Raw genomic sequence first — 24200 nt, forward strand, 5'->3', positions numbered from 1 at the left:
TTTTGGTCGCCACTGCCGATCGGAGGGTAAGTGGTTTCAAGTGAGGGGGTTAGATGGCCCTGGAGGATCCCGGTTGCGCTGGAGAGAGCAGAAACATCCGTGGAAACTGTGCCCGGTGCGAGCGCACCTGTAACTGGCGAAGATACAGGTGTGCCGGTCCTTCCTCCCGAATTGGGAACCAAGTTCTTTCTGAACCGCTGAGGCCGTAGGGAACGCGGAGAGATGCGAACGCATAACTTATTTGATTGTTTGTGTTTACTGTAAGCTGATTGATTTCGGTGGATACTGTTTGATTGTGATTGTGATTTTGATGAGGGATTGAAAACAGGATGTCTATCCATGGGGTGGTTCTCCGTGCTCTCTGTGACCTTTGTGGTAAAAATCCGAAGTCACACTGATCGGGATGGAACATCTGGCGCCAAAAATCCCCTCCGCCGTCGCGCATTTCGACCTGCCCTCCGCGGCCTCGCTCGGTGACACGGCGCTCGCAATCTTCTCAAGGTCTTTTCACAGTTTTCTGATGGGTCGCGTGGTTTACTACGACCATTATGAGAAAGCTCGGCGACTGGACTAGCAAAAAGATTTTCAACTTCGTCCACCAGAACAATCTGGTCTACAACACATGCTGGGAAGACCCTAGGCTCGATCGGACCGCCCTCTCACTTGGCGCCGATGACAATATTCTGATGATCACCTCTGCCGGCTGTAACGCGCTGGACTACGCCTTGGATCAACCCAACCACATCTACGCGGTCGACATGAACCCCCGCCAGAACGCACTGCTCGAACTGAAAATGGCCGGGATCCGTTCCCTGGATTTCGAAACCTTCTTCGAGCTGTTCGGCAAGGGTCGGCACGACGAGGTGGGCCACATCTACCGCGATGCGCTGCGACCCCACCTGTCGCACGAGGCACGCGCCTACTGGGATAAGAAATATCCCTACTTCGAAGGCGGCAAGCTGCGCCCGAGCTTCTATTTTCGGGGCTCCTCGGGGGCGTTCGCGCGGCTGCTCTACTACTACATCAATCAGCGCAAACTGCGCGAAACCTTGGTGGCCCTGTTCGACGCCGGCTCGCTGGAAGAACAGGAAAACATCTATCACAACACCATCAAGGACGCGTTTTGGACGGCGCCGCTACGTCGCATGATTCGGACCGACAGCGCGCTCTCCCTGCTGGGCATTCCCCGCCCGCAGCGCGAGCAGATCGAACGCACCTACGTGGGCGGCATCGCCAAATTTATCGAGGACTGCGTGGAGACGGTCTTCACGCTGATTCCCACCCGCGACAACTACTTCTGGTGGCTGTACGTGACCGGTGAATACCACCCGCAACGCTGCCCCGAGTACCTGCGCGAAGAGAACTTCCAGCGTCTGAAAGACGGCCTGGTCGATCGAATCTCCACCCACACCTGCACCATCCACGAGTTTTTGGAGGGCTTCGAGGGCGAGATCTCGCGCTACGTGCTGCTCGACCACATGGACTGGCTGAGTTCCGCGGCCCGCCACGTCCTGGCCCGCGAGTGGCAGGCGATCGTCGACCGCTCGGCCCGCAATGGCCGGGTTCTGTGGCGGAGCGGCGGGCTGATGGTGGATTTCGTCGATCCGATCAAGGTCCGCATCCGCGACAAGGACGTGCGGGTGGGCGATCTGCTCACTTATGATCACGACCTGGCCGCGCAGCTTCACCGCCGCGATCGCGTGGGCACCTACGGCAGCTTCTACATCGCGGATCTGGCAACCGTCTGAGATCTGCCGCCCGAGGGCTGGCGAGGGCCGGCCCCAAGCCTTCGTGACCCACCCGCACGACCCATGATTGCCAAAAGGAAGGCCTTATGTCACTTGTCAGCGATTTGAAGGTTTTGTACTCGCTCACCCTGGCGCCCGTGAAGGGCAAGGACCACGCCGAGCGCATGGAGGGCTTCTATTCGCGTCAGGCCGATGATTACGACAGTTTCCGCGATCGGTTGCTCAAAGGTCGCCGCGACATCTTTCACGCAATAAAAATTCCCAAGGACGGCGTCTGGATCGATTTCGGCGGCGGCACCGGCTCCAACATGGAATACCTGGGATCGGGCATCGATCTTCTAAAAAAGTTCTACGTGGTGGATCTGTCGCCCTCGCTGCTGAACGTGGCGCGGCAGCGGACCGAGGAACACGGTTGGACCAACGTGGAAGCGGTCCTGGGCGATGCGACCCGGTTCGTGCCGGCCGAGGAGCAGGTCGACGTCATCACCTTCTCCTATTCCCTGACGATGATTCCCAATTGGTTCGCCGCCCTGGATCACGCGCTGCGGCTGTTGAAGCCCGGTGGCACCATCGCGGTGGTCGACTTCTACGTCTCGCGCAAGTCGCCCGACGAAGGCATGGTGTTTCATCCGTGGTGGTCCCGCGCGTTCTGGCGGACCTGGTTCGATTTCGATCACGTGTTCCCCAGTCCCGACCACGTGCCGTACCTGCAACACCGCTTCGAGCCGTTGATGTTCCGCGAGTACCGGGCCAAGGTACCCTATCTGCCGTTTGCGCGAGTGCCCTACTACGTGTTCATGGGCAGGATGCCGGGGTAGGTGCGGGGTGAGGGGCGCGAGCCCCGCGAATCGAAGCCTGTCGATGCGACGTGCCCGTTCTTGGAGAGAGGCTTGTGCTTGATGGCCGGGCCGAGCAGGCAGCTTGCCATACCGGCCGTGCTCCACCAACCGAAGCAATCCAACCCTGCAGTTCCCGCATCCAAAGTAAGTCGTCGCGTTTGTAGGTGGAGCAGCTTGCTCCACCAATCGAAGCGACGTCCGCTTCGGTCAGGTATTGAGCCAAAGAGCGGAGCGATCCGTTCTCCCGAGCAGGTCAAAGCCGAGATAGAGATCCTCTCGATCGGTTCGGTACCTCGCGTCGGCGGGGTTTCGGTCAGGTATTGAGCGAAAGAGCGGAGCGATCCGTTCTCCCGAGCAGGCCAAAGCCGAGAGAGAAGCCCTCTCGATCGGTTCGGTACATCGCGTCGAAGGAGCTTCGGTAGGTTGAGCAAGCTGCTCAACCTACAGGCTTTACGAAGCTTGTGGGCTTGCGGGAACCTCGTGCCCGATGACTCCGACGAGCAGCCGATCTTAGGGAAACGAATCGCCGACCCGAATCGGGTCGACCCATCGTAGAGCGTGATCCGGGAGTTCCCGTCTTTCGAGAGGGTGGCAAGGCCTGTAGGTGGAGCAGCTTGCTCCACCAATCGAAGGCGATCGGCGTCGAAGAAGACAGGCGCCAAAGAGCGGAGCTCATGGCCATGCTGAAGGCGCCCAAATCGAAGTGATCAAGGCTGGCAGTTCCTGCATGGTTGTCATAGGCGTCGGGCACTTAAAAGTGCTGGCTCCGCGACGGGAAATGACGAAACGGGCGATAACTCAGAGAGGTCGCCATCGAAAAAGAAGCTCCGCTCTTGATGTAAAGTGTTTTGTTTAAATAGATTACTCCAATAGCATGAGCAAGCTGCCATACCGGCCGTGCTCTACCTACAGGCCTGACCGGCCCTCTCGCGATGCGGGGGCTTTGACTTTACGGCTTCGGATTGGGGTCGCGAAGGAGATTCTGTGCTTCGCTCTTTGGCGTAACCGATTTCCGTTGGTTACGTCGCTTCGTTTTGTCGGCCCGGCGGGCCAACCTACAGGTCTTACGCCCCTCTCGTGGTGCGGGGACTTTGGACTGGGGGACTTCGTAGGCGCGCCGCCAGGGTAATACTCGGCTTCGCTCTTTAACGTAACCCACTTTCGTTTCCTGGGTCGCTTCGTTTTGTCGGCCCGGCGGGCCAACCTACAGGCCTGGCGCCCCTCTCGTGGTGCGGGGACTTTGGACTGGGCGACTTCCAATCGGGGCTCGAGGGAGATTTCGGGCTTCGCTCTTTGGTGTAATTAATTGCTGTTGCTTGGGTTGCTGCGACACGTCGGCCCAGCGGGCCAACCTACAGGCCGTGCGCCCCTCTCACGATGCGGGGACTGCGGGCTTTGCGGCTTCGTTGGCGTGGCATTGCGCCTCTCGCCAGGTGGGGTGAACGCTCGATCTTGATCGGCTTCGATTGGTGGAGCCAGCGCGGCCCGGTCCGGCTTCGGAGCGCGGCCTAGGAGACGTCGATTTCGGGGGCGTCGCCCCAGTTCTCGCGGTTCTCGAGGAACGAGGCGACCTCGGGAATTACCGATTCCACCCGCAGGAACCCGTCTTTCTGCGATTCGGCCATGTGGATCGCGTTGGGGTGGGTGTCCGTGACGATCACGCGGTCGAACAGCCCGCTGTCACGCACCCGCGCCAAGCCCTCACCCGCGAACAGGCCGTGGGTCGAAATCGCCGTGATCCGCACCGCACCGCCGTCCCGGTAGGCCTGGCCCGCCTTGACCAGCGAACCGCCCGTGCGGATCATGTCGTCGTAGATGACCACGTGCTTGCCGGCCACGTCGGCGTTGATGCCGCGAATCTCGGTTTCGGTACCGCTGATGCGACGCTTGTAGACGAATGCCGCCGGCAGACCCAACTGGTTGGCGAGGAACGCCACCCATTTGGCGCGGCCCGCGTCGGTACTGGCGAGAATCAGGTCGGAGGATTTGTCCAAGCCGTTGACGATTTTCGCGATCAACTTGTAGGAAATCAGGTGATAGGGCCGCAGGTGGTTCTCGAAATAGTGGGGAATGCCGCCCGTGTGCAGGTCGATCATGACGATTTCGTTGCAGATCCGCGCGCGTGGAATCGAGGACAGCAGTACGGCGCGGTTCTTGGCCGTGACGATTTCGCCCGAACGCGATTTGCGCTCCATGGTCGCGTAGCCGAAATAGGGAACCACCAAGGTCAGGTGATCGACGCCGTGGTTGGCCAGGCCCGAGGCCAGGTCGTAGAGTTCCATGGTCTCTTCGCTGCTGACCGTGCCGCCGACCACGACCGCGTCGCGATCGCGCACCGGATGGGTCAAGCGTTGGTAGATCTCGCCGTCGGGGAACCGGACCCGTTCCAGGCCACCCAACGCGAAATTCGGTCGCTGGGCCAATTTTTCGGAAAAATAGCGGTACTGCGGGGTGCTGTACACCAGAGCGGGTGTCGCGGATCGTGCCATGGGTCCTCCTGATTCGATGCTTGATTTTAAGGGACATGGCCGGAAAAGTCACAGGTGAGCTCGCCAGAAGTCGCGATCGAAAACCCGGTCATGGCCAACCCGTGGTTGGGCTCGGCGGTGGGCCCAACCACGGGTCGAGGGCATCGTCCGGAAAATGGCCGCGTCCTTGGCGACACGCCAACGGCATGCACCCGAGGCCCTGGTTTTTTGTTATGTTAGGTGCAGATTCCCGCTTTTCGATTCCACGACGTCGCGCTTCAGGAAGGTTCGACCCTCGAAGATGGAATCGATGCGGCGCCCGTCGGGCGGTATCGAAGCCGTTCCCCCGCGCCAAGTCGAAACGCGGTGGGTTCTACCAGGATGGTGATCGTGCGTGCAGGTTTGTTCACGCTTTCGAGGTTTCGGATCCGAGTGTCGTGTCTCATATGGTTTTGGATTTCGGTTCCCGGGGCTTCCGTCTCCCTCGCCAACGAGCTGGGCAACGATTGGCCCGCGGCCCGTGGACCGCGCGGGGATGGCTCCTCCCTGACCAGCTCCTTGTCGTCCCTGCGAACGGTGGAACCGGGAACCGCATTGTGGCGGCGGCCCTTCAGCGGTCGATCCACTCCGGCCGTGTTCGCCGGACGGGTGTTCGTCATGGGTCGCGAGGGCAGTGCCGAAGATCCTTTCGAAGTGGCGGCCGCGTTCGATGCGGCCACCGGTGAACAGGTGTGGCGCCATCGGTACCCGCTCACCCACAGCGGCGTTCCCTTTCTTCGCGCGGCCAACGCCTCCCCGGCGGTCGATCCGGAGACGGGGAACATCTACACCCTGGGTAGCGGTTACCTGCTCCATTGTTTCGACCCCGCCGGTGAAGTGCTTTGGCGTTTGGATTTGAGCGAGCGATTGGGCGCGCGTGCCGGCTACTCCGGGCGGTTGGTCGCGCCGCTGGTCGACGAGGACCTGTTGGTGGTGACGTATCGGACGCCGGGGAACGAGCCGGGCTCCAGCCGCATCTGTTACCTGGCCCTGGAAAAGACGACCGGTGACCCCAGGTGGATCGCGCGGCCGGGCCAAGCCGTCGAGGAGCCTTCCTGGATCGGATCGCCGGTGGTTTGCGAGGTGGAGGGCCGGCGCCTGTTGGTCACCGCCGAAGCCGACGGCTATGTGTACGCGATGTTTTTGCGAACCGGGGTCACCGCCTGGCGCTTTCGTTTCGCGGCGCGCGGCGTGCAACCCCTGCTGGTCGCCGCAGACCGAACCATTTACCTCACCCACGCCTCTCGCGAAGCCGGTTCGAACCGTCGCGGGGGCGTGTTGGCGATCGACGCCGGCGGCAGTGGCGATGTCAGCCGGTCCCATTTGCGCTGGCGGCTGAATCTGGCGGGGAGCACCCATGCTCCGACACTGCACGACGAACGGCTCCTTGTCGTCGACTCCCAGGGAGGTCTCCATGCCGTGACCGTCGATACCGGAACCCGGCTGTGGCAGCTCCGCCTGGCGCGGCCCATCGCGGCCCCGGCGGTTGCGGTCGGCGACGATCTGTGTGTGGTGACCGACGACGGCGCCCTGTATTTGCTGGATGGGAGCGGCCAGGCGCCGATCGCCGAAGCGGCTTTGCGGCTGTACGAGGGTGAATCGCGTCCCGTACCTCGGGTTCCGGCGCCGGCTCCGGCCTATGGTCACCTGTTTCTGGTCACGGCCACCACGCTCCAGGCGCTCGGGGACGAGGGGTCCTTGGAACCGCGTCGAGATACGCGCTATCGGCCGTCGGCCTCGGGGCAGACCTCGCCGGACAGCCGCCCGGCCCAAATCCAGGTGTTGCCACCCTATGCGCGATTGAAACCCGGCCAGGCGTTGAAGTTGCGCGCCAGGGCCTACGATGCCGATGGCCGCTTCATACGAGAAATCCAATCGCGCTGGCAGTGGTCGGGCATGGCGGGCAAGATCACCCACGTGGGCGAGCTTCGGTTGGGGAACCAAAACGGCGTGGGCGATGTGGTCGCGCTGTACGAGGGCCTGAAAGGGCACGCACGCGTGTGGGCCGATCCCGCCGTGCCGCTGTTGCAGGATTTCGAGCAGGACGACCTCAACCAGGCGCCGGTGGGTTGGGTCGGCGCGGAATGGCTACAGATCAAACAGACCGGCGCCAATCGGGTGCTCACCGCCGGCGCGACCGAGGCACGAGCTCGCCACCGGATGGCCTATCTGGGCGGTGACGAGCAGACCTACCAGTCGATCCAGGCGCAGGTACGGGGCCTGCCGCGCCACCAGATCCTGCCCGACATCGGTGTGTCGCTGCGCGGGTACGTGTTCAGCTTGATGGGGCAACACGGCCGAGTGCGGCTTTCACGGGGCTTCGGTCACGAGCGGATCGGTCACCTGAAGGCCTTTCCGTGGCAGCCCAACATTTGGTATACCCTCAAGCTGGAGGTGCAGCAAGGCGAGCACGGTCTCGTCGTGCGCGGCAAGGTATGGCCGGCGGACGCGCGCGAGCCGGCGGAGTGGACCATCGAACGGCTCGAAAAGCAGCCGGGCGAGCATCACGGCGTGCCGGGTTTATATCACTACTCGGCGGCCGAGGCCCAATTCGACCTGGTTCGGGTTCGGTGAACCAGGCGGCCGCCACGGGGTGGTGACCGCCCGAGTCGGGTTACATGGGGTGGTAGGGAACCGCGCTGATCTTGCTGAGCTTCTCCCAACGGTGGTGGGAGTCGACCCGGCGCCAGGTGCCCGAATGGGAGCGAATGACCAGGGAGGTGGTCGTGGCGCCGGTGCGGGTGTAGCGCACGCCGCCCAGGAAGGAGCCCTGGGTGATGCCCGTGGCCGCGAAGAAGGTGTCTTCGCCCGAAACCAGCTCGGAATGCGTCAGTTTTCGGTCCAAATCGTAGCCGGCCTCGAGTACGCGTTTGCGCTCCATGTCGCTCTGCGGTGCCAGTCGGCCCTGCATCTCGCCGCCGAGGCCCAGTACCGCACAGGCGGTGATGACGCCCTCGGGCGTGCCGCCGATACCCATGACCGCGTCGATGCCCGTGTCGGGAAGTGCCGACATCAGGGCCGGGGCCACGTCGCCGTCACTGATCAGGCGAATGCGGGCGCCCACGTCGCGAATGGCGCGAATCTTTTCGAGGTTGCGCTCGCGTTCCAGCAACACGACCGTGACCTCCGTGACGCGAATGCCCTTGGCATCCGCGATCGCTTTCAGGTTCTCCTCGACGGAGGCATCCAGGTCGACCTTGCCCGCCGCTTCGGGGCCCACGACCAGCTTGTCCATGTAGAACGCCGGGCCGGGATCCCACATGGCGCCTCGCGGTGCGACCGCGATGACGGCGATACTGTTCGGCAAACCCTTGGCCAGCAGGTTGGTACCTTCGACGGGATCCACCGCCACGTCGCAGGCGTGGCCTTTGCCGTTGCCCACCGACTCGCCGTTGTAGAGCATCGGCGCTTCGTCCTTTTCACCTTCTCCGATCACGATCGTTCCGTTCATCTCCACGGAACTCAACAACAATCGCATCGCGTCGACCGCGGCGCCGTCACCGGCCTCTTTCTGGCCGCGACCCACCCAGCGAGAGGCCGCCAATGCGGCCGCTTCGGTCACACGGAGTAGTTCCAATCCTAAATTTCGATCCGGTATTTCGGCCATAACATTACCTTCCTTTAAGCATACCCGTGGTTCGAATTCCGAATCATCGGTGCCCGGACGAACCCACACTATTCGGGCTCGCCACCTCTTTTTCGGTCTCGAAAAATCGGCTTGAGTATAGCGCAGAAACGATAGCGGGTCACGGGGCCACGGGCCGATTGCGGGAAAGGGTTGCACTTTGTTTCGGGTCCACCTGATAATGATCGTTGGAAACGTTCTGTTTTTCTCGAATGCTCTCGGTTCGACCGCGGTCTTTTTCTCCCTGCGTATGCTGGAATCCCTGTTTCGATACATTTTCGGTCGCGGTTCCTGGCCTGTTTCGGTTCCCCGGCGAAGGGAACGAGCCCCTCGGGAATCTCGCTTGAGGTTCACCGATCCATCCCAATCGTGGAGCAGCGATCATGAATGGTCCCAACCCATCCGACCGAAACGATCTCGGGCGTGTCGCGCGGCGTCTCGACCAACTCAACCGTGCCTGGGTGGAAGGCAGACCCGATGAGATGAAGCCCATCCTGCACGAGCAGATGGTCGTCACCGGTCCTCAATTCCAGGTGTTGGCCCAGGGACGTGAACATTGCCTGCAGGGGTACCGCGACTTCTGCAACTCGGCTCGGGTCCTCGACTTCGAAGTGTTCGACCGCGACGTTCGCGCGTTTGGCGAGGCGGTGATGGTGACCTACCGTTTTGTGGTCACCTGGTCGCGGGAAGACGTGCGCCACGTGGATCGCGGCCACGAGGCCTTCCTGTTCGTGCATCGCGACGACGAGTGGTTCGCCGCCTGGCGCAACGTGCAGTTCCTGGCCGCCGATCCCGAGTAGTTCCCCGGGACAAAAAAAAGGCGCCCGAAGGCGCCGAAACCAAGGAGGAGAAACATCCGCGTCCTTGGGACGCGTAGACCCGACCGAGTCGATACAGTTGGCGGAGACGTCCCTGATCTGGCACCGGGTTCATGTCCGTTGCCGAATCGACTCATCGGGTATGGGACCTGGTGGTATCGCTGGCTGGTTGAAACCACCACTTGCTTTGAGATCCAACATGGCTACGCTTGCGCTCGATCGAGGCCAGACCCCGAAGGTGTCATCCGGGGGGCCGGACTGCACCTGGCTGGTATGGCTCCGGCGGACCCGAACCGGTCTGGTCCGCCATCCGGCGCAATCCCTTGAACACGGGCGCCGCTCTTCCTTCACTGAATCTCGAAAACAATCGTGACCGACGCCCTGACGGTGGCGGAACCTTCCGCGATGGGCGTGGAACTGTCGAACGAGGCCGAATCCTCGTAACGGTAGGAACCGCTGTTGCTGTTACTGTTGGGGAAGATGCCGAGCACCGAGCCGACAGTGACACCCGCTTCGGCCGCGAGCAGTTCGGCCGTGCGACGGGCATCCTGAACCGCGGCGCGCATCGCCTGGTCGTGCAGCTCACCGGCGTTGGAGACGAGGAACTGAATGCCGTTGAGGCGATTGGCACCGGCTCCGATCAGTTGGTCGAGCAACGCGCCCAGGCCGTCGATATTGCGAACGCGGACCGAGACGGTGTTGGTCACCTGGTAGTGACGTAAGGTCTGGCCGCCGTTGTCGAAGACCGGATAAATATTGAAGTAGCTGGTTTGCATGTCTTCATCGGCGATGCCGTTGTTGGCCAGGATCTGGAACAACTGGTTGGCCCGGGCCGCGTTCTCGGCCACGGCAACCGAGGCGCTGGGGTTGGTGGTGACGACACCGACACTGAAGCTCGCATTGTCGGGAACCGTCGTCACCGAGCCGATGCCGGTCACGGTAAGCGAGCGGGAATCGTTGCCGGCCGCGAACTGGCTTTGGCCGGTTTCGCGTACCTGGGCGAAACCAAGGCTGGATACGAGGAACAGAGCTACGGAAACGAGAGCCCTCGTCAGCAGTCGAGAGGTCGATGCGTGAGCGGTCATGGGATGCCTCCTGAAAAGCGAGAAAAGATATGGGCGGGGATAGGAGAGGTGTAACGCAAGTCATGAAAGGAAAGGGGGACCCTGATCAGATCCCGAACGAGCGATCGGCGGTGACGCGACGCGTCTGACCAAGGGGGTGCACATGCCCGCCATCGCGCCCCATCGAAACACCTGCACGGGATCGGTGGGTCGGTCGACGATGTTGTTTGGGCGATCAGGGTCCACACCAAACTGAAAGAATCTTGGGGGGGAGACCGCGGTGCGGGAGCCTTCGGCGGCCGGATGGCCGGAAGGTCTTCCGACCCGGGAGATAAAAAAGGGCGGGGACGATGTATCCCCGCAAAATCGGTCAGAAAGAGTCATGTAGGTTGGGCCTTCTGGGGAAGGCACGGTTTTGCGGACGGATTCAGGTGCGTGGACACACGGGGTGAACAGGTCAGGCCGACAGTGGGGACGGGAGTGGGACCCACCCTGCGGCGGTGATGAGAGCGAACGGAGAGACGTAATCGATTGCCGGAATGGCGCGGTGCGCGTGCTTTTCGCGCGTTTCGGTCGATCGGCGCATGTCGTGGCCGGGGTGCGCTTCGATTGCGGGGACCGTGGATGGGAGGTGCCAGAGTTCATATAGCCATTCCGTGGAAAAACGCAGACCGAAGAGGTCTCTTGGCGAGATCGAAGCTCTTCGGTGCTGCAAGGAAAAAATCATGTCGAAACTTCAAGGAACGGTCGCTATATAGGCAATCGCTGGGCCAATTTTGGGTCACGGTGATATTTCGTCTTTATCACCGTGTTTTGTGGATGGCGTTTTACAGTTCGGGGGCGTTTGGATTTTTCCGACGCCTTCAGTTGGTTAGCAATTCTCATTTATCCCGAGAGGGGGGTTAGTTTTTCCTAACAAATGCTCGTCCCAAATCGGAGCATTCTTTGTTTCCCGCGCGGTTTCCGGGGTGGGGCCTTGAAGATGGGGGTCGGGTAATGCCTTTGTTCGAAGATGTTTGGGTAGCCAAATCGGCGGTCGGGGGCGACCCTCGACCTGGGGTGGTGACCTGAGACGGGGGAGCGTGCTTTCCGGAGCCGCCGGTCCCGAGCGAGTGGAGGCAGGGCTTTCGATCGCCTTCGTTCGGACCGACCTCACCCCGGTTCGAGGCCGGGCATGGCATCGGCCGAGACGGCGAGGATCCCATCCACGATCCGAATGAGGGCGCCAAAGCCCTGTTGGAACGGGTGACCAAATTCACAAAGTTGCACTTTTCGGCATTTGGATTCTCACGGCAATTTCATCTGTTATCGGAGGATGAAATCCTTTGAAAACAGACGTTGTCAGGGAAAAGATGACGAAGGCAAGGGTTCGGAGGGCCGAGGTAAGTGGCTAGAAGTTGTTCGCTTTTTGCTTTCTTTCATCCTTTCTGAGTGCCACAATCCTCTCACTTGGAAAGAAGCGTTTTCTCGCATAATCCTCTTTTCTGGTAATAAATTACGCAACATTGCCGGTTTAAAGTACGCCCTTGTCCCGTCGGCCGGCGGAAGTTCCCCGGATGCTTCGGCGCCAGGCCGCATGAGGCCCCCTTCATTTCGGGTTCCATTCTGGGTTGATTTCAGTAGAATGGTTTTACCTTATCCAGCGTCTTTTTCATCGTTTCATGCTCTCAGCTTCTCGACAGCAGGTTCTCAATTTATGAGTATCGTGACCCACGTCCTGTATTCCAGCGATCGCCTGGGGCGCCACTACGACTTTTGGCGCCAGCGGTTGGCGAGGGTGGAAGAACCGTTTCAATTTCAATGCGTTCGTCAACAACCGGCCGATCCGGCAGTCCCCCGCATTCGGTTCCGATTCTCCCTGCGCCCCGATCTCTCCAACCAAATTTCCGAGCGGTTCGGCAACGATCCCCTGGCCCAGTTCCAGGTTCAATTGGCCGCCCTGAATCAGGTGTTGAGCATCTATGCCCGTCAAACCTGCGTCATCGTCGATACGCCCGGCTTTCGTCACGGGCCGGCCGGCGGGCACGTCAGCCTGATCGAGCAGATCGATCCGGATCAGCGGCTCGAGGCCTTTCTGGCCCAAGTGCGGCGCACGGTCGCCGACAGTTATCGGTTCCAGGATGTGCGCCTGCAGGATGTCGCCAAGGAGCAAAACCACACTTTCGCCTGTCACTCGCCGATCCTGTTTACCTATCCCGCGATTCACCACTCTCCCAAAACGCGGGACTACCCGCTGCTCATTTTTCTAGATCACGAGGAGGATCGGTTCTGTTGGAACCTGGACGCCGATGCCGGTCAATTCGACGCCATGTTCCTCGAAAGCTTCAGTCGTCACTGGCAGCAGGTGCTCCGTCAATTCAGCGAGCCGCGCAAGCGCTGCAGCGAGCTGAGCCTCTTGGGAGACAACGAGCAGCGCCGCCTGCTCCATTTCTACGGGCCGATTTCGCAGATCCCGTCTCACGCCAGTCTGCCCGCCCTGTTCGAGCGCATCGCGGCACAGCGACCGGATCATCCGGCGTTGGTGAGTCGGGACGAGATCCACAGCTTTGGGCGGTTGAACGCCCGAGCCAACTTCATCGGCAATGTCATTCGAGAAAAATACGGCGTCATTCGGGGTGATCGCGTCGCGGTCCTGGCCGACCGCGGCCTGCTTTCCGTGGCGGCCATGCTCGGCGTCCTGAAAACCGGCGCCTCCTATACCCCGATCGCCGCCCAGCAGGAGGGACCGGCCACCGAAAGGCTCCTCGGCCACTTGAAACCCAAGCTGCTGATGGTGACCGACCGGGATGCGGCCGAGCCGTTCGCAAATCTGGATATCCCCGTTCTGGTATTGGACACCATGGCCTGGCGCGACGATACGCCCGGCATGATTCATCACGGATCGCCCACCGATACGGCCTTCGTGCTGTACCGGGAATACGATGACGGCAACCAGCGCGGGGTGGTGCTCGACCACGCCCAGTTCGCCCGCACGCTCGCGGTCCAGGCCGCCGGTTTCGGGTTGAGCGGGGAGGACCGCGTATTGCAGATGACGCCGCCCCATTTGGATTTCGCCGTCATCGAAACCATGATCACCCTGCTGAGCGGGGCGACCTTGGTGCTTTTCGAATCGGGCATCCTTCCCAGCGAACAGCGTTTCAAGAGTTTCCTGAAAGCGACCGGCGTGACCCTGGCGGCCTTCAAGCCGTCCACCCTCAAATTGCTGCATGCCGAAACCCTGTCCGATTTGAGGGCCGTGGTGGCCACCGGCGAACCCGACATTCCAGAGGTGACGGCTCGGTTCGCCGGCGACCAGCGTTTCTACAACGCCTACGGGTATACCGAAACCGGCGGGTGCGTGTGCTTCTACCACGCCGAAGGCGACGACGTGGATCGCGATCATTTGCCCGTCGGCAAGCCGCTGGGCGACTTCACGGTCTACGTGCTGAGCCAGAACCTACAGCTCTTGCCGCCCGGCCTCATCGGCGAAATTTTTATCGGTGGCCCGGCCATTGCGCAGGGTTATTTCGAAAACGAAGAAGCCACGGCCGAGGCATTTCCCCAGGATCCCTTCCACACGGGCAGGCGCATGTACCGAACGGGTGACCTCGGCTACCGTCAGGAAGATGGGAATCTGGTATATTTGGGACCGGCAGATGCACAAGTGCGCGTGCAAGGCTACCGGTTGAGTGCCGACGGCACCGCCGTCGACGCAGATCCTTCGACCACCACGTCCTGAATATTTCCGGGTGGGCGACGACGGCGCGGGACGGATGCGGATTCCCGTCGCGATCGAGCGTCTTCTGAACGAGTTCCCATGCCAAAGCCTAAGAAACGGAAGGAATCCAACGTGTCACAATCCTCGATTACCGCCGTCGTGCTGGTAAAGAGCCCGGGTACCGCCATGTGGGAAGGTGTCGGAACCCGAAAATTCGCCACCCTACCCCGCATCAACGAATTCATCGAACTCGAGATCGCCGAGCGAATCTTCCTCTATCGGGTCGTGGCCGTGGTGCACCCCGGCAATGTCACCCACAATGCCGGGCACATTTTCGCGGTTCAGCTCGGCAAGAAGAGCGCGGTTCTGGAAGCGCTCTTCCACAAGGTTTGAGACGGCCGGCCCATGTCGCCAACCCCGCCCGTCACGAGCGGGGTTGGGCTCCTGGGTTCAGGCTCGCTTGTAGGGCTTCAGTTTTTCCCGAAGCTCCGAAACCGTTTGCGAGATGATGTCCATCAGGCCCTGGGTACCCGCATCGCCTTTCAGCACGTAGTTGTCGATCTCGATGATCTTGGTGACCGAAGCGAAGACGCTGTTCATTTCGTGATTCAGCTTGATACCGCCGATCACCGGCACCTTGAACATGTTGGCCAAGTCGGTCTTGAACATGTTGACCAGGTCGTCCGGGTCGGTCAGCAAGTTCTTGATCTCGGCGCTGATTTGGAGCGTGGCCTTGGACCCTATCAGTGCGGCACTGATCATGCCCGAACCGGTCTTGCGGTCGAGGGTGATGTAGATGCTGTGCAGCAGGGGATCCTTGTGGGCGTAGAAACGGACCCGTTGGCGGTCGTCGTGGGCCTGGTAGGCGATGGAGGGATAGCCCTGGCGACCCATGGCTCGGACGATTTCGCCAATCAGGATTTCGTCCTTGGACTCGCGAATCTCGGACTTGTGGGCGAATTTGGTAATGAAGTTGAACATCTGCCGTCCTCCCGCTTACATGAATCGACCGCGCAAGTATTTGCGCAGCGCGTGGTTCGAGGCACGAATCCAATCGGCCAATTTGCTGTAGTCGATGCTGTAGTCGCGGCTGATGATGTCGTCCAACGACCAGAACATATCCACCTGGCAGTAGACGTAGCCCGAGGTCAGGTCGCCGTCCACCACGATGGAGCCCGGCTCGGGATTGAGGATGAAGCTGCTTTTCAGCTCGGCTTTCAGGGCCGAGAGGACCTTGGAGATGTTGCCGACCTTTTCGCCATAGCCCAGGACCACGTTGGCCTTCTGGCCCAATACCTTGGCGTAGACTTGATCGCCGGTGAGGTGGTTGAGGCGGAAGATGGTGCGTGAACCGTCTTCGAAGTTTTCGAAGCGCAGGTAGTGATGGGTTCCGTCTGAGGTGAGGTCGATCAGGTTGTAACCGGCGTCGAGGGTCGAGGTGATCACGGCACCGAGAAAGATTTCGTCGATTTGGGTCGCGAAATTCTGCTCGTCGAGATAGTTCCAACTCTTTTTGATCAGGGTGCCGAACAGCGCATCCAGGCGGTCGTCTTCGTTTTGGGGGACGCCGGCGGACGCGGCGGGCGCCGCCTGGGGTACCGGAGGAGGCGGTGATCCCGCGGCGGGCGCGCCGCCGCCGTAATGCTTCGTGACCTCGGGATGTTGAGCCAATGGGACCCAGTTCTGCATTCCCGGGAACCAGAAGGGATCGTTGCTGTCCAGCTCGCCGGAGTTCAATTTGGCAACAATTTCGGGACCGGTGAAGGGTCCCGTGTTTTGACCCTGGTGATGCACGTGGATCACGCTTTGGTCGGAAGCCGGTAATTCGGGCAAAGACATGAAAGCCTCCAAGGCGTTTGATTCGCTATGCGTGTGCCGGTCGGCGAGAGCCGTCTCGCAGCCGGCGGGCGGGGTGGGCGAGGAATGCCAAGCCGTGGTTCATGGTAGGCGCGCACGGGAAGCCTGGGCGTGCCGAACGAAAACGGTTGGTTTGGCAGTTGGGAAATTCTTATTGGCATCGAGTTTACCAGGACTGGCGTTCCAGGTCATGGGGATCGGGCGATTCTTTTGCGACTTGGCCGGGACGGTCCTGATGAGAAGGTGATGATCGCCGTAGCGCTGCGGCCCCGGTACCCGTCCGGAGTCACCGCAATCCCATCACATGTGGATGTAAGTGGTTTATTTAGAGCGGAGGTTTTGATCATCACGATTTGATGGGAAAACCATCACGATGCCGCCCGCCGGGCTTGCGTTAACCTGGGTGTGTCGAAACCAACCACCTATCGGAGACGCGACGCGTCCCGAAACCACGTTCAGGAGGATCACTCATGCTTCAGCCCCGCATCGCGCTCATCAGTTGTCTGCTCTTGTTGTTTTCCGGATTTGCCGCGGCCGGTGAAGACGCCGCCAAAACCAAACCGCCCCGGCCCTGCGATCTACCCGAGGGCGCCCAGTTCGATTTTTGGGTGGGCGAATGGGATGTGACCTGGACCGACGCCAAGGGACAAACCCAAAAGGGCAGCAACCGAATTCACAAGATTTTGGGCAGTTGCATCGTGGAAGAGAATTTCAGCGGCGGTGGGTTCGAAGGCCGCAGTTGGTCGGTCTACAATCCCCAGACCAAAAAATGGCAGCAAACCTGGGTCGACAGCACCGGTGGCTACATGGTGTTCACGGGTACTTTCGCCGACGGCAAGATGGAATTGCGCATGGCGCCGGTGAAGACCAAAGACGGCAAGAACCTGGTTCGGCGCATGGTGTTTCGGAACATCGACAAGAACGGATTTACCTGGGACTGGCAGTCGTCGGTGGATGACGGCAAGACCTGGAAAGACCTGTGGGTCCTGACCTACAGCCGCAAGACGGCGAGCTGATCACACGATTCAAGGCAGCGCACCTGAGCCGCGAACCGAAGTTCCGCCACGTGATTTGGGCGAGCCAAGCGGCCCGCGCCCAGGGTCGCGTCATTCAGGGCAATGGGATGCACCCGACGCGATCCTCGGCCAGACGGGCCCTCGCCCCACCCACACATCGTCGAAACTACGGCACGCAGTGTTAGGCGCATTTGCGTGTCCGTCACCCGCACTCGGGGCGGTTGGCGGGCACGCTTTTTTTGAATGCTATCGGTAGGCAGACGAACGCCGGCTGCATTTGTGGAAGTGATCCATGACCAGAGTTCCCGCATGCTTTGAGGGCCGGCGGGGTGGTAGGTTGGCCGGCCCGGCCGACACTTCGAAGCGATCGAGCCTGCGTGAATACGAAACGTCAAAGAGCGAAGCATCAATAGAAGCGGAAGCTTTGGAATGTGCGACCAGCGGTCGCACCTACCTGGCCTTGGCGGCCCTGCCCGAGGATTCACTCAGGCAGCCGGGCCACCATGCCTGCTAGCTTCGCGTGGTTTTAATCTCGAAATCGAGCCGGGCGCCCGCGCGGTTTGTTCGTGGCTCTCTTGAAACCAAGTAGCTCGGAGTCCCCGGATTCTGAGAGATTCGTCGTGCCAGGTAGGTTCATCCGCCGGATGAACTTGCCGAAGTGATCCATGACCAGAGTTCCCGCATGCTTTGAGGGTCGGCGGGGTGGTAGATTGGCCGGCTCGGCCGACACATCGAAGCGATCGAGCCTGCGTGAATACGAAACGTCAAAGAGCGAAGCATCAATAGAAGCGGAAGCTTTGGAATGTGCGACCAGCGGTCGCACCTACCTGGCCTTGGCGGCCCTGCCCGAGGATTCACTCAGGCAGCCGGGACCACCATGCCTGCTAGCTTCGCGTGGTTTTAATCTCGAAATCAAGCCGGGCGCCCGCGCGGTTTGTTCGTGGCTCTCTTGAAACCAAGTAGCTCGGAGCCCCCGGATTCTGAGAGATTCGTCGTGCCAGGTAGGTTCATCCGCCGGATGAACTTGTCGAAGTGATCCTTGATCAGAGTTCCCGCATGCTTTGAGGGTCGGCGGGGTGGTAGGTTGGCCGGCTCGGCCGACACTTCGAAGCGGGCCATGCTTCGCAAGGTCGAGCGGATAATGAGCGAAGCAGATAAGCCGGGTCTCTGGATCTCTCGATGATCGATATCGACCTGTGCTAGGTCGCCTCGATTGGTTGAGCACAGCCGGTATGGCAGGGCCGGTAAGACAGGGGCGGTAAGGCAAGCTGGCTTACCGCCCCTGCCAAGCCTACGGCACGGTGCCTCTTTCGAGATTCGGGAACTTCAGCCCCAGGTACTTCGGTCGAGACGAACCATCGCGAGTGGGAGCTTCGCTCTTGGGAATTGCGTGGGCTCGTGGGTTGAGCGACTTCGAAAAGTCGGCCCGGCGGGCCAACCTACAGGCCTGGCTCTCCCCTCACGATGGGGGAACCTTGGACCTTACGGCTTTCGATGGGGGTGGTGAGGGAAAGAATCGGCTTTGCTCTTTGGCGCAATGGGTTGTCGTTGCTTGAGTTGCTTCGATTGGTGGAGCAAGCTGCTCCACCTACAGGCCTGGCTCTCCTCTCACGATGGGGGAACCTTGGACCTTACGGCTTTCGATGGGGGTGGTGAGGGAAAGAATCGGCTTTGCTCTTTGGCGCAATTGATTGCTGTTGCTTGGGTTACTTCGACGTGTCGGCCCGGCGGGCCAACCTACAGGCTTTACGTCTCTTGTGCGCATGTGGGCTTTCCGAATCGGCTCTCCTCGCGTGTTTCTTTCTCGAAATCGAGCTGGGCGCCCGCTGGTTCGTGGCCCCTGGAAACCAAGAGGTGTCACATCCAAAAATGGAGATTGAAACCCCGCCGAGACCTACGGCCACCGCCCCATTTCACGTAGATTTGAGGAAGATTATTTTTTTGTAACGGTTCATTCAAACCACGTCGAGCTAGGCTTTTTTTCGAGCCGGAACGCCTGCGGCACCAAGCCGCCGGGCGCCGCTCGCAATGCCGCCGAAAGGGAGATGAATCGTGAGTATCAGTGTTGTCGCGCCTGTTTTCAACGAATTGGAAAACCTGGAACCGCTGGTTCACCGCGTGTGTCGCGCCATGGAGGAGAACCACATCACCCAGTGGGAACTGATCCTGGTCGATGACGGCTCCCGCGATGGATCGACCGAACGCATCAACGACATCGCGACGCGCCAACGTCGGGTCCGACCCCTTCATTTCGATCGCAACTACGGGCAAACCGCGGCCATGGACGCGGGCATGCGCCACGCCAGGTTTCCGCTGGTCCTGACCATGGACGCCGATCTCCAGAATGACCCCGCCGACCTGCCGCGCCTGCTCGAAAGCATGGCGCCCGGTGTGGGCTGCGTGTGCGGCGTGCGCCTCAACCGCAACGACAGCGCGGTGCGCAGGCTCTCCTCCAGGATCGCCAATTGGGTGCGCAACCGCCTCTCCGACGAAAACATCACCGACACCGGCTGCAGCCTGAAGCTGTTTCGCAAGGAGTGCATCGACCGGCTCAAGCTCTACGAGGGCATGCACCGGTTCCTGCCGATCTTGGTGAAGATGGAGGGATACGAGGTCGTGGAAGTGCCCGTGAACCATCTGCCGCGGCTGAAGGGCGTTTCCAAGTACGGGATTCGCAACCGGTTGCTGCGCTCCTTCCTGGATTTGCTGGCCGTGCGCTGGATGAAAAAGCGGCGCCTGAACTACCGGGTCGCCCGGAACGGAGCGGCGAAAGTGCATTCGGCCGAGGCATTTCGTGCGGAGGCGTCCCAGGCGGCCGAGTCACCCAACCGGCTGGTGGCCAACCATGCCTCCTGATTCGGTGCTAGAATTTTTGAGCAGTCCCCTGGCCGTCCTGGGTTTCCTCGGTCAGGCGCTCTTCTTCGGTCGGTGGATCATCCAGTGGCTGGTTTCGGAGCGCCGCAAGGCATCGTACGTGCCCGTCGCCTTTTGGTGGCTCAGCTTGGCTGGCGGTCTGTTGTTGCTGACCTACGCGGCGCTTCGTCGTGACCCGGTCTTCGTGCTGGGTCAGATCGTGGGTGTCCTCAATTACCTGCGCAACATCGTGCTCATTCATCAACGACCTGCCGTCGAACAGGTGGCCACTTGACCGACCGCCCCGCCGCAACGCATGGAAACGAAACTCCGCCGGATGCCCGATCGTGGGTGCTGGGATCGCTCGTGCTGCTGGTCCTGTGTTTCCTGGTGGGGTTGGGCAGCTTCGATCTGTCGGCCCCGGACGAGCCGAGGTATGCGTTGGTCGCGCGCGAGATGATCGACGAGGGGCACTGGCTGTTCCTGCACCGCAACGACCAGCCCTATGCGCACAAACCGCCGCTGTTTTTCTGGAGCATCGCGATCCTTTCGCTGCTGAACGGCGGTGAGGTGAACGCTTGGACGGCCCGCCTGCCTTCGGCGCTTTCGGCCATTGCGCTTCTGGTCCTGGTGGCCTTGTGGGCCGGTGACGGCAGGAAGGAACGGCCGCTGGGCCTGGTGACGGCGATGGTGCTGGGCACCGGCTTCACGTTCATGCTGCAGGCGCATCGGGCCCAGATCGACCTGCTGCTGTGCCTGTTGACGACCGCCTCCTTGTGTCACGCCTATCGAGACATTCGCTGCCGCGATGCGCAACGGCCGTGGGTGACCGGGCTGCTGTGGGGCTTGGCGGTATTGGCCAAGGGACCGGTGGGATACCTGGTACCGGCGGGGGCGCTGGCGCTGTATCTCCTGGTGTCCGAGGATCGAAAACTGCGCGATTTTCCCGTGAGGGCATTACTGTGGGGCCTGCTGCCGCCGGCGCTTTGGCTGGCGGGCCTGTTGGTGGAGAGCGCGCTGACCCAGCAATGGTCCTACGTGCAGAGCCTGGTGTTCAAACAGACGGTCGTGCGCTACTTCCATGCCTGGCACCATCACCAACCCTTCTATTATTTCTTGCGGGTCTTGCTGACGGACTTTTTCCCATGGAGCCCCCTACTCCTGTTGTCCCTGCCCTACGGCAAGCGGGCCTGGCGGCATTTGGACGAAAAGCAGCGGTTCTCGCTTGCCATGATCCTGTTCACGCTGGTGTTTTTCAGTGTGTCCAAGGGCAAGCGCAACATCTATATCCTTCCGCTCTATCCCTTTGCCGCATATCTGGTTGCGCGTTTCATCCATCCTTGGCGCCTCAATCCGCACGTTCGCATGGGCATGGCTTGGGCCGCGTTGCCGCTGGCCCTGTTGGGGCTGGGCCTGTTCGGCGCCGCCATGGGTTGGTTCGCGATACCCGCGCTCGAGGATACCGGGCTGGTCATCCCCGCGATGGGGCTGGGTTTGTTCGCCTTGCCGATGGGGTGTTGCGGCCTGGCGGCGCTCATGTGCATCCGGTTGCGGCGAACCAAGCCAGCCTTCGGGCTGATTTTCGCCTCGGTGGTCCTGTTGAACCTGATGGTCTGGCAGGTCCTGCTGCCGTGGATCGCACCCGTGCGCAGTGCGCGCCTGTTCATGGAGGACGTGAATCGCATCGTGACCCCCGCCGATCCGGAACGACCGGTGGGCATGGTCCAGTTTCGCGCCGCCTATCGGTTCTATGGCCAGCGACCCCTGGTCGAACTCAAAACGCCCGATCCCGAGTTTCCCCACCTACCGAGCCTCGAGGACTTTCTGAACGACCATCCTCGCGGTTGGGTGATCGTTCGCGAAGAGCATTTCGAGCAATATCCCGAGGACCTACGCGCGCGGCTGCATCCCTACGTGGAACGGCGGGTGAGCAACAAGCGCATGCTGTTGCTCGGGACCGTCGCACCGAAGTAGGATGGCGCCGCTCATGGAGACTTGGGGGCCGTGTGGGACGGCACTTCGACGGTAAACCGGGTGCCGCCTTCCGGCTGTGGCTCGCAACGAATTTGGCCGCCCATGGCCTGTAACACCGCCTTGCAGTAGCTGAGGCCGAGACCATGGCCGCCACCGCTGCGACTCTGATCCACACGGAAAAAGGGTTCGAACACCCGGTCCACGTCCGTTTCCGCGATACCGATGCCGCTGTCGGTGACCTGCAGTCGGGCTCCCTCGGCGGTGGCGGTCAGCGTAACCTCGATCCAGCCTCGTTCGGTGTACTTGATGGCATTTTCGATCAGGTTGGCCACGATGCGTTGCAGCGCACGTGCATCACCCTGGATGTGCTGGGTTTCTGGGAGATTCAGGCGTAAGTCCAGGCCTTTCCCCTCGATCGCGGGGCGAAAGAGCTCGCAACCCTCGGCTACCTCCGCGGCCCAGTCGAAGCGTTCGTGCCGCCAGGGGTGCAGGCCCGAATCGGCCGAGGTGATTTCCAGCAGCGATTCCAACAGAACCATGATGCGGTCGCATTCGCCCACGACCGCCGCCCCGAACTCCAGATCTCCGGAGCCCCGCCGTACCCGCTCCTCGCCGAGCCCGCGCAGCCGGGTGATCGGCGTCTTGAGGTCGTGGGCGAAGTGATCCATCACCATTTTCAGGTTTTGCACGAGGCGGCGGATGCGCCCCTGCATCTCGTTGAAGGTCCCGGCCAATTCGTCGGTCTCGCGGAATCCGGTGGGCAGCTCGACCTGCTCGCCGAGCTGGTTTCGTCCGCGAATGGATTGGGCCTTGCGGGTCACCGCCCGCACCCCCTGAATGGCCTTGCGGGTGTTCAGGAAGCTGAAGCCGACCGTGAGGATCATGGTCGTAAGGGCGCCGACCACGAAGATGAGCCGGGATTGGTGGATTTGGCGGCGGAGCTCGACCGTATCGAGGCCGACACGCAGGATGTGGTCTTCCGAAAGTCGGTAGTAGAGCAACCGGACGATCCGGCCCTCGAGGTCCTGGGTCTCCCAGCGAAAGGCATACAGCTCCAGCCCCGCCAAGCCGGTTACCGATGAGGTCAAGTCCTGCCAGTGAAGTGGTTCCGATCCGGCCAGAAGGTGGCCCTCGCCGTCCAGCAGTTGGAAGATCGAGTGGGCGATGCCGTGGGCCAAGCCGAACTGTTCCAAGAGCCGGGCCCAATCCCGCCGGGTCGGGGTGGGACTGATGCGATCGATCTCGGTGGTCAGGACCATGACGTGGGTCTGCAGTTCGCTGTCCAGGTCCTCCCACAGTTTTCCGCGCAAGTAGCCGTCCAAGAGGCCGAAGGTGATCAGGAACGCGATGCCCAGCACCGCGAGGTTCACCAGAACCAGGTGGGAAAGCAGCGAAGGCGATCGTTTCGTCGCCGGATCCGGTAGAGTGGCCGGGGGGAAACTCATTCGCTTTTCAGCAGGTAGCCCACGCCGCGAATGGTGTGGATCAAGGCCTTGTCGAAGGGGCGATCGACTTTGTCTCGAAGCGCGGACATGCGGACTTGCACGATGTTGGTGCCGGGATCGAAGTTGTAGTTCCAGACATTGCGAATGATCATGCTCTTGGAAACGATCTCGCCGGCGTGTTCCATCAGGTAGGCCAGCAGCTCGAACTCCTTGTTCTGTAGGGGGATGGCCGTCTCGTTGCGCCAAGCGACACGCTCGTGCAGGTCCAGCACCAGGTCGCCCGCGACCAGGCGGTCCCTTTCCTTGTTCACGCGACGCAACAGGGCGCGTACCCGTGCCAGGAGTTCGGTGAACGCGAAGGGTTTGGTCAGGTAGTCGTCGCCGCCCGTTTCGAGACCGCGGACTCGGTCCTCCACGTCCTGGCGGGCGCTGAGGAACAGGATGGGCATGTCGCGATGGGCCGCGCGGAGCTGGCGAACCAGCGAGAATCCGTCGAGGCCCGGCAGCATGATGTCCACGATCAGCAAATCGAAGCGTTCCTGTTCCGCGAGGCGTTTTCCGCTCAGTCCGTCCGGCGCCAGGTCGACCCGATAACCCTCTTCTTCGAGGCCACGTCGCACGAAATCGGAGACGCCCGGATTGTCTTCCACCAATAAGATTCTCATGTCTGTATCCTACTGGAAAAATGATATGATCGGCATCATTTTCGGTTCCCCTCGCTCGCGGCGCAACGTCGGCGGGAACCGCGTGCGGCGGG

General features: G+C 61.2%; 17 protein-coding genes. 10 read left to right on the top strand and 7 right to left on the bottom strand.

What is annotated here, in order from left to right; translation table 11 throughout:
• Positions 1-548 precede the first annotated feature (548 nt).
• The gene (locus J3U87_RS00780) at positions 549-1748 is read left to right on the top strand and encodes a BtaA family protein (protein ID WP_237381116.1); all 1200 of its coding nucleotides are present in this window, start codon (positions 549-551) and stop codon (positions 1746-1748) included.
• A gap of 86 nt (positions 1749-1834) precedes the next feature.
• Entirely contained in the window at positions 1835-2566 is a 732-nt protein-coding gene (locus J3U87_RS00785; RefSeq protein WP_237381117.1) for a class I SAM-dependent methyltransferase, read from the top strand.
• A 1529-nt stretch (positions 2567-4095) separates the two neighbouring features.
• On the opposite strand, the gene J3U87_RS00790 is transcribed toward J3U87_RS00785, so the two are convergent.
• Positions 4096-5076, bottom strand: a complete 981-nt coding sequence (locus J3U87_RS00790; protein ID WP_237381118.1) for a ribose-phosphate diphosphokinase — start codon at positions 5074-5076, stop codon at positions 4096-4098.
• 411 nt (positions 5077-5487) lie between these two features.
• Between J3U87_RS00790 and J3U87_RS00795 the strand changes: the two genes are divergently transcribed.
• A complete protein-coding gene (locus J3U87_RS00795) occupies positions 5488-7668 on the top strand; it encodes a PQQ-binding-like beta-propeller repeat protein (protein ID WP_237381119.1) in 2181 nt (726 codons plus the stop codon).
• A 40-nt stretch (positions 7669-7708) separates the two neighbouring features.
• On the opposite strand, the gene glpX is transcribed toward J3U87_RS00795, so the two are convergent.
• On the bottom strand, positions 7709-8701 hold the full coding sequence (glpX, locus tag J3U87_RS00800; protein ID WP_237381120.1) for a class II fructose-bisphosphatase: 993 nt from the start codon (positions 8699-8701) through the stop codon (positions 7709-7711).
• Between the two features lie 401 nt (positions 8702-9102).
• Between glpX and J3U87_RS00805 the strand changes: the two genes are divergently transcribed.
• Positions 9103-9519 carry a nuclear transport factor 2 family protein gene (locus J3U87_RS00805; protein ID WP_237381121.1) on the top strand — a complete coding sequence of 139 codons (417 nt, stop codon included), beginning with the start codon at positions 9103-9105 and terminating at the stop codon, positions 9517-9519.
• A gap of 365 nt (positions 9520-9884) precedes the next feature.
• Here the strand turns inward: J3U87_RS00805 and J3U87_RS00810 are convergent, their stop codons facing one another.
• Positions 9885-10622, bottom strand: coding sequence for an SIMPL domain-containing protein (locus tag J3U87_RS00810; RefSeq protein WP_237381122.1), 738 nt, complete (start codon positions 10620-10622; stop codon positions 9885-9887).
• A gap of 1675 nt (positions 10623-12297) precedes the next feature.
• On the opposite strand from J3U87_RS00810, the gene J3U87_RS00815 reads away from it, so the two are divergent.
• Both J3U87_RS00815 and J3U87_RS00820 read left to right on the top strand, forming a co-directional pair.
• Positions 12298-14319 (top strand): AMP-binding protein, encoded by a 2022-nt coding sequence (locus J3U87_RS00815; protein WP_237381123.1) that lies wholly within the window; start codon positions 12298-12300, stop codon positions 14317-14319.
• A 111-nt stretch (positions 14320-14430) separates the two neighbouring features.
• The gene (locus J3U87_RS00820) at positions 14431-14691 is read left to right on the top strand and encodes a hypothetical protein (RefSeq protein ID WP_237381124.1); all 261 of its coding nucleotides are present in this window, start codon (positions 14431-14433) and stop codon (positions 14689-14691) included.
• A 57-nt stretch (positions 14692-14748) separates the two neighbouring features.
• Here J3U87_RS00820 and J3U87_RS00825 read toward each other — a convergent pair whose 3' ends face one another.
• Together J3U87_RS00825 and J3U87_RS00830 are read right to left on the bottom strand one after the other, a co-directional pair.
• Entirely contained in the window at positions 14749-15279 is a 531-nt protein-coding gene (locus J3U87_RS00825) for a hypothetical protein (protein ID WP_237381125.1), read from the bottom strand.
• A gap of 15 nt (positions 15280-15294) precedes the next feature.
• Positions 15295-16137, bottom strand: a complete 843-nt coding sequence (locus tag J3U87_RS00830) for a DUF4339 domain-containing protein (protein WP_237381126.1) — start codon at positions 16135-16137, stop codon at positions 15295-15297.
• 488 nt (positions 16138-16625) lie between these two features.
• Between J3U87_RS00830 and J3U87_RS00835 the strand changes: the two genes are divergently transcribed.
• The 4 genes from J3U87_RS00835 to J3U87_RS00850 all read left to right on the top strand — a co-directional run bounded on the left by J3U87_RS00835 (position 16626) and on the right by J3U87_RS00850 (position 21998).
• A complete protein-coding gene (locus J3U87_RS00835) occupies positions 16626-17171 on the top strand; it encodes a DUF1579 family protein (RefSeq protein ID WP_237381127.1) in 546 nt (181 codons plus the stop codon).
• A gap of 2052 nt (positions 17172-19223) precedes the next feature.
• Positions 19224-20027, top strand: coding sequence for a glycosyltransferase family 2 protein (locus tag J3U87_RS00840; RefSeq protein ID WP_237381128.1), 804 nt, complete (start codon positions 19224-19226; stop codon positions 20025-20027).
• Positions 20017-20319, top strand: a complete 303-nt coding sequence (locus J3U87_RS00845) for a lipid-A-disaccharide synthase N-terminal domain-containing protein (RefSeq protein WP_237381129.1) — start codon at positions 20017-20019, stop codon at positions 20317-20319. Before J3U87_RS00840 ends, J3U87_RS00845 begins: the two co-directional genes overlap by 11 nt.
• Positions 20316-21998, top strand: a complete 1683-nt coding sequence (locus J3U87_RS00850; protein WP_237381130.1) for an ArnT family glycosyltransferase — start codon at positions 20316-20318, stop codon at positions 21996-21998. Before J3U87_RS00845 ends, J3U87_RS00850 begins: the two co-directional genes overlap by 4 nt.
• Before the next feature lie 11 nt (positions 21999-22009).
• Here J3U87_RS00850 and J3U87_RS00855 read toward each other — a convergent pair whose 3' ends face one another.
• Both J3U87_RS00855 and J3U87_RS00860 read right to left on the bottom strand, forming a co-directional pair.
• Positions 22010-23443, bottom strand: a complete 1434-nt coding sequence (locus J3U87_RS00855; RefSeq protein ID WP_237381131.1) for a sensor histidine kinase — start codon at positions 23441-23443, stop codon at positions 22010-22012.
• Positions 23440-24108, bottom strand: coding sequence for a response regulator (locus J3U87_RS00860; protein ID WP_237381132.1), 669 nt, complete (start codon positions 24106-24108; stop codon positions 23440-23442). The genes J3U87_RS00855 and J3U87_RS00860 overlap by 4 nt, the downstream gene beginning before the upstream one ends.
• Positions 24109-24200: the final 92 nt, after the last annotated feature.

The sequence above is a fragment of the Sulfidibacter corallicola genome (assembly GCF_017498545.1).
Lineage (GTDB): Bacteria > Acidobacteriota > Holophagae > Acanthopleuribacterales > Acanthopleuribacteraceae > Sulfidibacter > Sulfidibacter corallicola.

Excerpts from the sequence above, each read along its gene's own strand:
- glpX (WP_237381120.1), bottom strand. The coding sequence starts at position 8,701 with ATGGCCGAAATACCGGATCGAAATTTAGGATTGGAACTACTCCGTGTG.
- J3U87_RS00835 (WP_237381127.1), top strand. The coding sequence starts at position 16,626 with ATGCTTCAGCCCCGCATCGCGCTCATCAGTTGTCTGCTCTTGTTGTTT.
- J3U87_RS00830 (WP_237381126.1), bottom strand. The coding sequence starts at position 16,137 with ATGTCTTTGCCCGAATTACCGGCTTCCGACCAAAGCGTGATCCACGTG.
- J3U87_RS00790 (WP_237381118.1), bottom strand. The coding sequence starts at position 5,076 with ATGGCACGATCCGCGACACCCGCTCTGGTGTACAGCACCCCGCAGTAC.
- J3U87_RS00785 (WP_237381117.1), top strand. The coding sequence starts at position 1,835 with ATGTCACTTGTCAGCGATTTGAAGGTTTTGTACTCGCTCACCCTGGCG.
- J3U87_RS00855 (WP_237381131.1), bottom strand. The coding sequence starts at position 23,443 with ATGAGTTTCCCCCCGGCCACTCTACCGGATCCGGCGACGAAACGATCG.
- J3U87_RS00810 (WP_237381122.1), bottom strand. The coding sequence starts at position 10,622 with ATGACCGCTCACGCATCGACCTCTCGACTGCTGACGAGGGCTCTCGTT.
- J3U87_RS00805 (WP_237381121.1), top strand. The coding sequence starts at position 9,103 with ATGAATGGTCCCAACCCATCCGACCGAAACGATCTCGGGCGTGTCGCG.
- J3U87_RS00815 (WP_237381123.1), top strand. The coding sequence starts at position 12,298 with ATGAGTATCGTGACCCACGTCCTGTATTCCAGCGATCGCCTGGGGCGC.
- J3U87_RS00780 (WP_237381116.1), top strand. The coding sequence starts at position 549 with ATGAGAAAGCTCGGCGACTGGACTAGCAAAAAGATTTTCAACTTCGTC.
- J3U87_RS00860 (WP_237381132.1), bottom strand. The coding sequence starts at position 24,108 with ATGAGAATCTTATTGGTGGAAGACAATCCGGGCGTCTCCGATTTCGTG.
- J3U87_RS00825 (WP_237381125.1), bottom strand. The coding sequence starts at position 15,279 with ATGTTCAACTTCATTACCAAATTCGCCCACAAGTCCGAGATTCGCGAG.
- J3U87_RS00845 (WP_237381129.1), top strand. The coding sequence starts at position 20,017 with ATGCCTCCTGATTCGGTGCTAGAATTTTTGAGCAGTCCCCTGGCCGTC.